This is a genomic window from Campylobacter canis (assembly GCF_045504005.1).
Lineage (GTDB): Bacteria > Campylobacterota > Campylobacteria > Campylobacterales > Campylobacteraceae > Campylobacter_A > Campylobacter_A canis.
Genome location: NZ_JBJJXH010000001.1, coordinates 157,054 through 169,771 on the forward strand (window position 1 = coordinate 157,054; position 12,718 = coordinate 169,771).

Here is a 12,718-nt window from a genome sequence, read left to right on the forward strand (position 1 = left end):
TTTAAATTTAATGAAATTTGGGATACGAGATTTTTAGTTTACACCTTTAAATTTAGTTGCCAATTAACGGCCAAATTTGCTTTTTTATCTCGAAATTATAATAAATTTCGTAGGTGACTTTGCGCGGCAAAATTTTAGTCTCTTTGGTTACAATTTATACTAAATTAATATAGTCTAAGAAGTGAAAGTGGCGGATAAATTTAGCGACATTAGTTTTAAAAACATTTAAAAGGTTCACAATGAGTGAAATTCAAACCTATCCTTTTAAACCGATTCTCAACAAAAATATAACATTTTAATTCTTAACTCTTTCCCATCTGTCGTTTCTCGTAAATTTGGATTTTACTACGCAGATCCATAAAATCACTTCCAGTGGGGCTCAGTACAAATTTAAAAAATGTTTAGCTCATCGCTTAGTAGAATAACATAAATCGCTAGCTAGGCACGACTGAATTTTTTCGCGCAGTTTTTGTAAGCGAATAAATAACGAGTAGCATGATGAAGCCGTAAAGGAAGTTTGCACTTTTTTGCGTTGATTGCATTATCTCGTCGTATTTTAGAGCGTTTAGAGCTTCGACATACGGTTTTTTAAGAGTATCTTGTGTGTTTTTGTCACTTGCGTTGAGGTCTATAAGTTCATTAGTATATTTGGCGCATTTATTTTTCGAGTTAATCAATAGAGTTTTATCGCAATCCAACTCTTCTAAAATTATTTTTCTATTTTTAACTATAAAATCTAATTTGTTTTCTTTTTTTGTATTAGTGAGATTTGCATCCAAGAGCATATCATCTAAGCCGTTTTCGTTATATCTTATGGTGTATTCTTTAAATTTGCTTTCGACTATTTGCTCTGATGTAAACATGCCTATAAATGGCGCTATTAAAAATGGTTTTATAAAAAATATAGCGATAAAGCAACCATAATAAAACAGATATACCCAGTTATGTTTAGATTTTAAAATAGCAAAAAAATACAGCAATAAATATGATGCAACAAAAAGCGCAATATAAGCAATATATTTAACATTGACCAAAAAGACTATAAGCATAGACATCAATGCAAGTAGGATAAACTCTATAAGCATATTTTTCCACGTTATATTGTATTTGGTAGTTTTGCGACATATCATACAAAGAGCCAATGAAAGCACTAATACCAAACACGCCCATTCATATGAATAATTAACAAGCCAAGTTAAAATATAATTTTCATACATATAAATAGAAAATCCATATACCGCAATAGTTAAAACCATAAAATTTATAATTTGTAGTAAATTTGTATGATGGTCGCTAGTGTTTCTATATAATTTCAATGTTATCAAATCTAAAAAAATATCAATACTATTTTTATTTTTATGCTCGACTTTTACTTCATCGGCAGATTTTACTTCTTTACTATTTTCGCTATTTTTGGCTTTTGTATTTTCGAGAGTAAATTCTAGTTCTAACTCTTTACAATACAGTTCTAGGCGATGAAACAAGCTTGCGTCTAGCGCATTGCTTTTGTTGTTTAAAGCGTGTTTCATAAGCCTAAAACCGTCCCTAAAATCATTTGCCATACTTATACATTTATCTATATTTTTGACGCTTTCATTGCTTGCGCTTTTGACCTCTATAAGCTTTTTGAGCTCTTCGTATGTAAAATCTGTTTTTGCATTTACGAAATTTAAAGCGCCGTCAAAAATACTTGATGAGAAATTAACCGGCTTTTTAAAAATAACGCCGTAAAAGCAAGCGACTTTTTTAAAATCAACTTCATGAAAATCAACAAAATTTTCAAAAATTCTATTATTAAAATAAGCATTATCTTGAAAAGTCGTATTGCTGAAATTTACCTCATTTTCAAAAGCAAGATTTCTGTCTGTTTTAAAGTCTGCTTTGCTTTCAAATTTGACATTTGCAAAAGTCGTGGTATCTTTAAAATTTGTATTGAAAAACCTTGCTTCGTTGGCAAAAGTAGCGGAACTAAAATCTACACTCATTTCAAAAACGGCATCTGTAAAATACGCTTTTTCGTTAAAAACTGCATTTGAAAAATTGGCTTTATTTTCAAAATTTGTTCCTGTTAATATTACTCTTTTAAATTTAGTTCCATAAAATTTCGCTTCCTCTTTAAAGTTTGCTTTATCTAAAATTATTTCATTATTAAAATTAGCTTCAGTAAAGATTAAGTTACTTTCAAAACAAGCTTCTTCAAAATATATTCTACAGTTAATTGTTTTTCGATAAAAACTTACTTCTTTTTTAAATATGGCTTCAGCAAAATTTACCACTTCTCCATTAATCTGTTTGGATTTTAAGTTAAATTTACAATCAAATACGGTGTGTGAAAATTTAAATCATTAAATTCTCTAATATCCATAGTAAATTTTTGATTGAAATGCGTTCCTTCAAAATTTATACCCCGTAATTTATTTATTGTAGCCAATTCAAAAGATTTATTAAAAACACAATTTATAAAATCTATGTCTTCTCTGGCGTGTTTGGATACGAAATCATCGTTAAATGTGCACGAATGAAAACACGCATATCCATCCACGTAAACTTCTTTTGTAAATTTACATCTGCTAAACGTGTTATTGCTAATATTGCGTAAAAATACTTCATTTTCAAATTCGCAAGAACTGATATTGGGAATCTCAGAATCAACAACTATGATTGCCTGCTTGATTTTATTTAAATTTTTTATAGTTTCTTGATTTTTTACTCGTTGGCAATTTCTAAGGATCAAGTTTGATTCGTTGCTTTGCAGATATTTTTCTAAATTTATGCTATTTTTATCTTTTAATTCTGAATCAAAGACAAAATAATTAAAAATAAAGAAAACTTGCCCCTCGTGTTTGCATTTTCTAACATAACATCCCGCATCGTTATCTCCTAATGCATACCAAATATCTACTTTGCCACTGAGAATCCCAAGCTCCTGAAATCTTTCAAGTTCTTTTTGCTCAATTTTTTCTTTTTGCGCTTCCAAAATTTTATTTATATCTAAAACCACTTTTAAGCCTCGCTATCAGGTATGTACTAAAATTTATATTATGTGAAATATTATCAAAAAGCAACTTGCGAATTAATTATTAAGAAACAAAAACCAGCGGCATGAACTTCATCTTAAATTTAGTTTCAAATTTTAAAATTTCCTAAAATAAATAAAATAGGAAAACTATGAAAAACCTAAAATTTCTATTCTTGCTTCCGCTTGTGGCGATCGATGCGCAAGCATTAGAGCCAAAATACGAATTTCAGCCAAAAGCGACTGAGAAAACGGGCTTTACTACGTAAATGGCAAGCTTTATGACGGTAAGCTCTAAATGCTACATTACAGCGCCGTGGAGCTCTACGGCGTAAATGCGATGGGTGCAGTCTATCCAAGGCTAAACCTCTGCCGTCCAAGATTGTTCACGAGTTTAATGCAGAGTGCGGTGTAGCTCTGTGGTGGCGGGATTATTTTGACGGCAAGGACATTTAAATGAATACTTCTTAAAAAACGACCTTTGCGAGAGCGTTTTCACCGACTGTTATAAAAGCAGTAAGCAGATATTCTCGCATTATTTCTCACTTTGTAAATGCAAATACTGTTAAAATTAATAAAACAAAACTACTAAATTTATACAACCCTCAAGTAAACAATACAAATTTAATGAACCAAAAAGTAAAAATAAAGTGATTAAATATAATTTTTACTGTCTTTAATAAAGGTTACAAATTTACACTAAACTGATAATAGGTATCAAGACTAAGAAATAATTTAGCAAAGATAGTTTATAATAATCGATATCAAGACAAATAAAAAGCTAGGAGTTCATAATGTCAGTTTTAGTAATCGGAGCCGACGAGATAACGCCGATAAAAGCGGTTTTAAGAGATTTGGGAGCTGAGAAGATAGAGCATTGGGATGCAAGAAACGAAAACAGAGTAAATCGCAAACCAATCCCGCAAGATACTAAATGCGTAGTGATGCTAACGAGCTTTTTAAATCACAATACGATGAAAACTATCAAAACTCAAGCCAAAAAACGAAATATCCCGATAGTATGCGCAAAAAGAAGCGTTAGCTGCGTATTTTGCGAATACTGCAAGGTCTTTGGGCTAGACAAGGAATTCAAATGCAAATCAAAAGATTGCTAAATGAAATTCGGCTTTTTATCAGATATTGGAGAAATAACTCCAAATATTTTTTCAAAGCTTGATAGGGTAAAAAAAGCAAAAATTTTTATAAATTTGTATAACTCATGCGTAGAAGATGAGCTAAAAATCCCTAAGAATTATTATAAATTCGGGCTTAGTTTGCAAAATATCTTTTTGAAAAGAGTTCATGAGTTATGCAAATTTAAACATCAAAGCTTTAAAAAACCAACTAGCTTTTGTGTGGCTTCAAACGCTATAATCCATGCTTTTAAAAATGGAAATTTAGATGAAATCCCCGTTATCGCAGGCACTCCTAAACACCCTGCCGCAAAGCTACTCATGCTACTTAAATCACAAAACGGAATTTGTTTTGATGCGGATATAATGTTTTCTCAGTTTGTTTATGATAAAATCCGTAAAAAACATCTTGATAAAAATGTTTATTTTCAAGACGGCATAATCTTTGCGGAGCATAACGGCAGAAAAATTTTTGGAGTTTTGCCTAGCTTTAAGGAGATTTCAAAAGATAGGTTTCATCTTGCAAATTACGAAATCGCAAGGGCTTTTAAGGCTCTTGATGAGAACGGATTTGATAGGATGTTTGTTGTTTTTCCGCGCAACACAAACTTCTTAAAACACATAGAGGTTAATACTTGTTGCGGAAACTATGGCGGTGAGGCTAGGCTTAAGCTCGTTCCTTACACCATCGTTCATAACGTATTTTAATTTAAGGAAAGTTTATGATAGGAATAATTTTTGGAAGCAGTATGGGAAATACTGAAGAGGCGGCAAAATTTTTGTCTGAAAATTTAGGGCTTGAAAACGAGCTTTTGAATGTAAGCGATTGCGATGCGGATAAGATAAACAGCTTCGATAAGCTGATCCTTGGCACTTCTACATGGGGAAGCGGCGATTTGCAAGATGATTGGGATGCGTTTGATTTCGAAGGTCTTGAGCTTAGCGGCAAAACTGTTGCAGTATTTGGAATGGGCGACAGCGAGAGCTATAGCGACGAGTTTTGCAATGCTATGGGCAAGCTTTACGATTATGTTGTCAAACAAGGCGGAAAAGTCGTAGGTAGCGTATCAACAGACGGATATAGCTTTGATAGTTCCGATTCTGTTCGCGACGGCAAATTCGTAGGACTTGCGCTTGATGCGGATAATGAAAGCGATCAAACAGAGCCAAGAATTCTTGCTTGGATCGAGCAGATAAAACCTCAATTTGCATAATACATCTTTCCCCTTTTTGGGGAATTTGCCTTTCTTTTTTAAAATTCATACAAATTTAACTTCAAAATATATAAAATCTTTTAAAATTTAAAATTTGGATAGAGATGTTTAGAAATTTAAGGAATTTTATAAGTACTAAAGAGCTTAAATCGGCTTTATTCTTAGCTGTTTTATCAAGTATGATTTTAGCTTTGATAGCTATGATAGATCTGAAATTTGATTTTGCTTCAGGCGGATTTGCAGAGACTAGCGACACGATGAAATTTGCTTTTTTCGCTCTTGCTATTTATATTTTTATCAAGATTTTTACATTTTTTAAGAGATTTTATTTTTGGGCTTTGATGCTTTTTGTTGTGATATTTATGGTTGATTTTTATATCGTGCTTAACCTCCTTACAGGCTTTGACGGCACATACAAAGAGCTTAGTGAAATTGCTATTTATAAGGCTTTGATCGCTTTAAATTTTCTTTATATTCTCATCTTAAATATTATTCCCGATGGAATTTTTAATAGCCAAAAAGATAGCTAAAATTTGGGCGTTTTTAGCTTCAAATTTAGCTTAAAAACTTTTGTATTTTATTAAATTTTCGCTACAATCTCACGAAAAAAAGGAGATATGATGCCATTGCTTGATAGTTTTTGCGTAGATCACGTAAAGATGAACGCGCCTGGAGTTCGTCTTGCTAAAACGATGAAAACGCCAAAAGGCGATGATATAAGCGTTTTTGATCTTAGATTTTGTAAGCCAAACGAGGAAATTTTGCCTGAAAAAGGAATTCACACTCTTGAACATTTGTTTGCGGGCTTTATGAGAGATCACTTAAACGGCAACGGAGTTGAGATCATCGATATCTCGCCGATGGGCTGCAGAACGGGGTTTTATATGAGTTTGATAGGAACTCCTAGCGAAGAAGACGTAAAGCAAGCTTGGCTTAAATCAATGAGCGATGTCTTAAACGTAAAAAACCAAAGCGAAATTCCGGAGCTTAACGAGTATCAGTGCGGTACTTACAAGATGCATTCGCTTGAAGAGGCGCATACAATCGCAAATAAAATTTTAAAAAGCGGACTTGGCATCATTAACAACGACGAGATAAGACTTGATCTAAAAGCTATGGGCTTGTGAGTTAAATTTGACGCAGATGATTAGCGATGTAAAGCCTGAAATTTCAAGCGAAAATAAGGCTTTTCTAACCGAGCAAATTTTAACCTATCTTGGCAATAAGCGCTCCTTGCTTGGCTTTATAGAGCAGGGCGTATTGCACGCTAAAAGCGAATTAAGGCGAGATAAGTTAAGTTGCGCGGATGTCTTTTCGGGCTCGGGAATTGTGGCCAGATTTTTAAAGCGACATGCAAATTTTATCGTTGCAAACGATCTTGAGCTATATTCTAAAATCACAAATGAGTGCTACCTTGCAAATTTAACACCCGAGCTTAAAGCCGAACTCAAAACTACTTTGGCAAAACTGAAAAAAGAGATAAAAAGCAATTTTAAAAGCGGCTTTATAACAGAGCTTTACTCCCCAAAAGATGAAGCTAGCATAGCGCCAAATGATAGGGTTTTTTATACACCTTATAATGCGCGCTATATCGATACCGCAAGAGCTGGCATTGAGCTTTTGGATGAAGAGATAAAGCCGTTTTTTCTAGCCCCGCTTTTGCATTCTGCTAGCGTGCATGCAAATACGAGCGGCGTTTTTAAGGGCTTTTATAAAAATAAAGACAAAATAGGGCAGTTTGGCGGCGAAGGAAAAAACGCGTTAAAAAGAATTCTAGCTCCTATTGAGCTTAAAATGCCTGTTTTTTCTAATTTTAACGTTGAATTTGAAGTTATACAAAAGGACGCAAATTTACTGGCAGGCGAGATTGGCAAGATTGATCTCGCATATCTTGATCCTCCTTATAACCAGCACCCTTACGGCTCAAACTATTTTATGCTGAATTTGATTGCCAAATACGAGCGTCCAAGTGAAATTTCAAAAGTTTCAGGCATAGCTAAAAATTGGAATCGCTCCGTTTATAATCAAAGAGCAAACACTGCCGAAGCGTTTTTTGATCTCATTGGCAAGCTGAAGGCTAAATTTGTGATCATATCTTTTAACTCCGAAGGGTTTATCTCAAAAGAGAGCTTTGAAAAAAATCTTAAGAAATTTGGCAAGGTAGAATTAAAAGAGCAGAAGTATAACGCTTTTCGCGGAAGTAGAAATCTAAAAAGCCGAAGCTTGCATGTAAACGAGCTTTTATTTATACTCAAAAAACAAAGCTAAAATTACAATTTAAATTAATAATTCTAAAGACACCCATAAAAAAATTTTAAAATATACCAATATAACTTTAAGTACAAAATCTATAAAATTTCAATAAACTATTTTTAAATAAATTTTTAAAAATAGAAAAATATAAAGTTTGCAACCACAAAAATCAAATTTTATACTGTTCTTTACTTGAAAAAGCTAATCAATTTTAATAAAGGAGAAAAGGTGAAGAGACGAGACTTTATAAAGACTTCAGCCGTTTTGGGCGCTAGTACGCTAAGCGCAAGCAGGATCGAAGGCGTAACGCAAACGATTTTTGATAACAAAAAGCTGTTTGGCGCAAATAGATTCGGTACGTTTTGGGCGAACATCAATTCGGGACAAATTGTTTCCGTGGACAAATTCGAGGGCGATAAGTTCCCAAATACCATGAACTACTCGCTTCCTGACGTTATACAAAACGAAAACAGAGTGCTTTACCCGATGGTTAGAAAAAGCTATCTAAAAGCCAAAGGTCCTTCAAAAAGCGAACTAAGAGGCAAGGATGAGTTCGTGCGCGTTAGCTGGGACGTTGCGCTTGATCTAGCGGCAAAAGCGTTAAAAGAAAATTTCGACAAATACGGTCCTGAGAGTATTTACGGCGAGTGCTACTGGTGGGGTGGTAGCGGTAAAGTGAGCTGGGGTAGAACCGTAGTGCATAGAATGCTAAAAATTCTTGGCGGATATGTTGAAGAAAGCGGGGATTATTCAACGGGTGCAGGGCTTGTCATCATGCCTCACGTTGTTGGCGGAAGTGCGGTTTATGACACGCCTACTAAGTGGAAAGCTATCGTTAAAAACGCTAAAAACGTAGTATTTTGGGGTACTGATCCCATAGTTACAAACCAAATCGCCTCCGTTCCTCCGACGCACGATAACTATCTTGGAGTTATGGATCTTAAAAAATCAGGCATTAAAACCTATAGCGTAAACGTCATGATTAACGACACTTCAAGATATCTTGGCTCTGAAAACGTCATCGTTAAGCCAAATACCGATACCGCAATGATAATCGGAATGTGCCACTATCTATATGAAAATAAGCTTTATGATGAGGAATTTATCAAAACTTACACCGTAGGCTTTAACAAATTTAAAGATTATTTCCTAGGAACTGAAGATAAGGTGATAAAAGATGTAAATTGGGCGAGTAAAATTTGTGGCGTTAAGCCCGAATATATCGCTAAATTTGCAGAAAAACTGGCAAAAGAGCCAAGCACTATCGTAATAGGTCGCGCACTTCAAAGAGCAGATCACGGCGAGCAAATTTTCTGGGCTTTAGTAACTCTTAGTGCGATGCTTGGACATGTGGGCAAACAAGGACTTGGCTTTGAGTTTAGCCTTGGTTATAACTCAGCAGGCGCAGGCGATAAGATAGCTCCTATCTTAAAAGGACTAAGCACAAGAATTAGTGAAAAATACGAAACTCCTGACGCTCCTTGGAAGAAATTTAAAAACGTAACCATTCCTTCATCACGCTCTATCGAGGCTCTTGAGCATCCGGGCAAGGAGATTGACTATAACGGCAAAAAGATCAAGCTTCCGCACATGAGAGTGGCCTTTAACGCGTCAGGCTCTATGTTTACACGCCATCAAGATGTAAATAATATCGTTAAACAATGGAAGAAGTTTGAGACCGTTATCACTGCAGAGCCTTATTGGACCAGCACTGCAAAACTATCCGATATAGTATTTCCTGTGGCTATTGAAGTTGAGAGAAACGATATCAACCAAACCGCTCCAAACGGCGAATATATCGTAGCGTATAGACCGCTTGTAGAGCCGATGGGCGAGAGCAAGAGCGACTTTTGGATTTGTGAGCAAATTTGCAAACGCTGGGGCATGGCAGAGGTGTTTACAGAAGGCAAAGATGAGCTAGGATGGGCAAAAGAGCTATATGAAGACGCTATGGCGCAAGCAAAGGGGCTTAATATATCTATGCCTAAATTTGAAGAATTTTGGGAAAAAGGCTTTGTGAGATTTGAGCAAGATAAAAAAGAGACCGAGCTTTACACCAGACTTGAAGCTTTTAGAGAAAATCCTACTAAAAATCGCCTTGGAACGCCATCGGGTAAGATAGAAATTTACTCGCCTACGATAGCGAAATTCGGCTATGCAGACTGCCCTGGTCACGTTACTTGGATCGAGCCTATCGAATGGTTGGGGGATGCAAAAAAGACGGCTAAGTATCCGATTCACATCGTAAGCCCTCACTCAAGATATCGCTTACACTCTCAGCTAAACAACTCTATCATCAGAAGCTTTGCCGAAGTTAGCGGTAGAGAGCCTATCTTGATGAATCCAAAAGATGCTAAAGATCGCGGACTTGCCACCGGCGATATAGTAAGAGTATTTAACGATCGCGGCGAAATTTTAGCCGGCGTGCTGGTAACTGATCTTGTTCAAGAAAAAGTAGCGGCTATATGCGAAGGCGCTTGGTATGATCCTGAGGTTTGGGGAGAAAAGAGCCTTTGCCAACACGGTTGCGTAAACGTCTTAACTATAGACAAAGGTACAAGTAAGCTTGCTCAAAGCAACACCGCTCACACGACTTTGGCGCAAATTGAGAAATTTAAAGGTGAGATTAAGCCTATTAAGGCGTTTTCAAAACCTGTCATACTTCAATCTCTTTAACGATTTTAGCCCGAATTTTTCGGGCTAAAATTTCTTATTATATTATCTTGTTATATTATTTTCATTTAACACTTATGTGATAAAATTAGCCTTTTAAAAGGAAATGTATGAATGATTTTAAAAGATTAAACGAGTTAAACAAAGAGCTTAAAAGCAAGCTAAATTCCCTTTATAAAGACTATGATAACGAGCTTGTAAAAAGAGGGCTTGAGATAGCTAAATTTCAAGGAAGCCAGAGTGAAAAAACAGCTATCTTAAGACGAATTGTAGATCTTAAGGTTGATCCTTTGATAAATGAGCTTAAAAAGCTTGGACGAAATGAAGAAGAGATCCTTGAAATTCGCAAAAAGATGTATGACTATACAAGAGAAATTCATGAAAATTTGCATACTGAACTTATAAAAAAGATAAAAGAAGAGCAAATTTTAGACGAGTTTTATCTTGAGCTTATTAATGGCGTACATAACGTCGGAGTAGTGATAAACGATATGCAAAAGTCGTGGCAAGCTCATATAATAGACGGGATAAATAAAGAATTTGAGGCTAAATTTAAGGATATGAACGAGGCGCGTGACTTTATCTCTCAAAACGGGCTTTTTCAGCTTGATACCAACGGCGAGGTTTGCGATAGGACTTACGGTGTAGTCGTTAAAAACGGCGAAAAATTTGAGTTTAAGCCTTATGCGGCAGTGTTTGAAAGTGACATTAATAGGCTTGAGAGCAAATTTGACGAGATGATCGCCGCTCTTAAAAAAATAGCTACCAACGAGGAGCAAAGCGCTTATATAAACTATTTTATAAAGCTTAAAGAGGCGTTTTGCCAAAGGGAAAATTCCAAAGTAATCTCTGTATGGCAAGAGGCGGAAATAGCATGGATGGATGTGCGCTCGCCTCTTCAAGTCGGACATCCGCTTGAATACTATGAGGATGCTTATACCCATGCAGTCGCGCTTGAATGGGATATCAGGCTTGCTGAAGTAAGTGAATTTAACGAGGATAAATTTAAGCAAGATATAAAAGATAGCTTTGAAAAAATTTACAAACAAGTAGTTGCTAATAGCCTGAAAATGCATGAATTGGTGCTTTCAAACATAAATAAAACTCAGCTTTACATCTCAAATCCTATGATTTATTACGGTGCCGAGCTTAACGGACTATTTTCGGCACAAGTCGTTCCAAATGACGAATTCGTAAGCAAAAAATGCGGTAAGAAAATTTTTGCTTTTGTAAATCACGTCTATGAAAGCGCTAAAGCAAGACCGTTCATGAGGCTTTCAAGCGAAATTTTTGATAAAGATTTTTTAAATTTCGGAAGAGAAATTTTGTTTACCAAGCCTGAAGTTTGGAGAAGAGTTTATGAAATTTCAACGATCGGACATGAATTCGGACACGTGCTTTTTGTTAGCGAAGATAGCGAAAAAGAGATGAATACTGGTGGCGTGTTTAAATTTATAGAAGAGTATAAGGCAACAACCGGCGGGCTTGTGAATTTCTTTTTGCACGAAGAAGAAAAGTATAAGCTGCCCGTATTCCATGAGCTTATAGCGCGCTGCGTGGGGCTTATAGCTTGGCGTGAGGTTGATGAGGTTAGAGCGTATTATTGCGAAGGGCTTATCCATCTTAGCTTGCTTTTTAAAGCGGGTGTGCTTGGTTTTAAAGATGAGAAATTAAGCGTGAATTTTAGCTTGCAAAGCTACGAGAAATTCAAAGAAATTTGTATGAAAAATTATGAGGATTTAGCCACTCATTATGTTAAAAAGGCTGAAGCGGGCGAGTTTTTGGCTAAATTTTGCGAACCTGACGGACAAAGCTATCTGCCAAAAGATGAAAATGTAAGAGAATTTGTCAAATTTTACTTTGACTTGTACCAAAAAATCGGCAATGAGATCGATAATAGCGGCGAGTGGGAAAGATGGCAAGAAAGAGCGAATGAAATATACAAAAAGGAGAGTGTGTGATAGAGGCTATGGGAGAACCGCGCATAAAAGTAGTTGCGCTACCAAAGGATACAAACTCTGCGGGCAATATATTTGGCGGTTGGATAATGAGTCAAATCGACCTTGCGGGAGCTACGGCTGCTCGTGAGGTAGCGCCTGAGAGAGTTGTGACGATATCTATGCAAGAGGTTATTTTTAAAGAGCCTGTTTTTATCGGTGATGTGGTTAGCTGCTACGCTAAAATTCTTGCAGTGGGCAAAACATCGATAAAAACGCAGATAGAAGTAACGGCTCAAAGACTAAATAAAGACGGTTTCCGTGAGTGTATACACGTAACAAGCGCGATCGCAACCTACGTAAGTGTGACGAAAGACGGAGTTAAAAAGCCGATTGATGAAGAGTTAAAGAGGCTGCACGGGTTTTAATTTAGCTATTGTAGATTTAATTAGTATCGCCGTTTTATCAGGCTTTTATAATCTTAAAGACAAA

Annotated in this window: 11 protein-coding genes and 1 pseudogene; 10 read left to right on the forward strand and 2 right to left on the reverse strand. The window is 35.7% G+C overall.

Going from position 1 to position 12,718, the window contains the following annotated elements; all coding sequences use genetic code 11:
- Positions 1 to 239: 239 nt before the first annotated feature.
- Positions 240 to 358, forward strand: a pseudogene (locus tag ACHJH3_RS00770) (DNA-deoxyinosine glycosylase); the annotation flags it as partial.
- Positions 359 to 434: 76 nt separating this feature from the next.
- Here the strand turns inward: ACHJH3_RS00770 and ACHJH3_RS00775 are convergent.
- Complete coding sequence (locus ACHJH3_RS00775) at positions 435 to 2,276, reverse strand: pentapeptide repeat-containing protein (protein ID WP_407063179.1); 1,842 nt, start codon at positions 2,274 to 2,276, stop codon at positions 435 to 437.
- 23 nt (positions 2,277 to 2,299) lie between these two features.
- Positions 2,300 to 3,001, reverse strand: a complete 702-nt coding sequence (locus tag ACHJH3_RS00780; protein ID WP_407063180.1) for a hypothetical protein — start codon at positions 2,999 to 3,001, stop codon at positions 2,300 to 2,302.
- Between the two features lie 809 nt (positions 3,002 to 3,810).
- Between ACHJH3_RS00780 and ACHJH3_RS00785 the strand changes: the two genes are divergently transcribed.
- The 9 genes from ACHJH3_RS00785 to ACHJH3_RS00825 all read left to right on the forward strand — a co-directional run bounded on the left by ACHJH3_RS00785 (position 3,811) and on the right by ACHJH3_RS00825 (position 12,654).
- Positions 3,811 to 4,131 (forward strand): DUF2325 domain-containing protein, encoded by a 321-nt coding sequence (locus tag ACHJH3_RS00785; protein ID WP_170020487.1) that lies wholly within the window; start codon positions 3,811 to 3,813, stop codon positions 4,129 to 4,131.
- On the forward strand, positions 4,132 to 4,857 hold the full coding sequence (locus ACHJH3_RS00790; RefSeq protein ID WP_407063181.1) for a hypothetical protein: 726 nt from the start codon (positions 4,132 to 4,134) through the stop codon (positions 4,855 to 4,857).
- A gap of 14 nt (positions 4,858 to 4,871) precedes the next feature.
- Complete coding sequence (gene fldA / locus ACHJH3_RS00795) at positions 4,872 to 5,363, forward strand: flavodoxin FldA (protein ID WP_407063182.1); 492 nt, start codon at positions 4,872 to 4,874, stop codon at positions 5,361 to 5,363.
- 104 nt (positions 5,364 to 5,467) lie between these two features.
- A complete protein-coding gene (locus tag ACHJH3_RS00800) occupies positions 5,468 to 5,893 on the forward strand; it encodes a hypothetical protein (RefSeq protein ID WP_407063183.1) in 426 nt (141 codons plus the stop codon).
- A gap of 90 nt (positions 5,894 to 5,983) precedes the next feature.
- Positions 5,984 to 6,490 carry an S-ribosylhomocysteine lyase gene (gene luxS, locus ACHJH3_RS00805; RefSeq protein ID WP_407063184.1) on the forward strand — a complete coding sequence of 169 codons (507 nt, stop codon included), beginning with the start codon at positions 5,984 to 5,986 and terminating at the stop codon, positions 6,488 to 6,490.
- Positions 6,491 to 6,506: 16 nt separating this feature from the next.
- A complete protein-coding gene (locus ACHJH3_RS00810) occupies positions 6,507 to 7,631 on the forward strand; it encodes a DNA adenine methylase (protein WP_407063185.1) in 1,125 nt (374 codons plus the stop codon).
- A gap of 213 nt (positions 7,632 to 7,844) precedes the next feature.
- Positions 7,845 to 10,292: a molybdopterin-dependent oxidoreductase gene (locus ACHJH3_RS00815; RefSeq protein WP_407063186.1), complete on the forward strand. Its 2,448-nt coding sequence runs from the start codon at positions 7,845 to 7,847 to the stop codon at positions 10,290 to 10,292.
- A gap of 107 nt (positions 10,293 to 10,399) precedes the next feature.
- A complete protein-coding gene (gene ciaB / locus ACHJH3_RS00820; RefSeq protein WP_407063187.1) occupies positions 10,400 to 12,250 on the forward strand; it encodes an invasion protein CiaB in 1,851 nt (616 codons plus the stop codon).
- On the forward strand, positions 12,250 to 12,654 hold the full coding sequence (locus ACHJH3_RS00825) for an acyl-CoA thioesterase (protein WP_254064969.1): 405 nt from the start codon (positions 12,250 to 12,252) through the stop codon (positions 12,652 to 12,654). The genes ciaB and ACHJH3_RS00825 overlap by 1 nt, the downstream gene beginning before the upstream one ends.
- The last annotated feature ends 64 nt before the right edge of the window (positions 12,655 to 12,718 follow it).

Bases quoted from the DNA above. Each gene is read 5' to 3' on its own strand.
- ACHJH3_RS00785 (WP_170020487.1), top strand. From the start codon at position 3,811: ATGTCAGTTTTAGTAATCGGAGCCGACGAGATAACGCCGATAAAAGCG.
- ACHJH3_RS00790 (WP_407063181.1), top strand. From the start codon at position 4,132: ATGAAATTCGGCTTTTTATCAGATATTGGAGAAATAACTCCAAATATT.
- fldA (WP_407063182.1), top strand. From the start codon at position 4,872: ATGATAGGAATAATTTTTGGAAGCAGTATGGGAAATACTGAAGAGGCG.
- ACHJH3_RS00800 (WP_407063183.1), top strand. From the start codon at position 5,468: ATGTTTAGAAATTTAAGGAATTTTATAAGTACTAAAGAGCTTAAATCG.
- luxS (WP_407063184.1), top strand. From the start codon at position 5,984: ATGCCATTGCTTGATAGTTTTTGCGTAGATCACGTAAAGATGAACGCG.
- ACHJH3_RS00810 (WP_407063185.1), top strand. From the start codon at position 6,507: ATGATTAGCGATGTAAAGCCTGAAATTTCAAGCGAAAATAAGGCTTTT.
- ciaB (WP_407063187.1), top strand. From the start codon at position 10,400: ATGAATGATTTTAAAAGATTAAACGAGTTAAACAAAGAGCTTAAAAGC.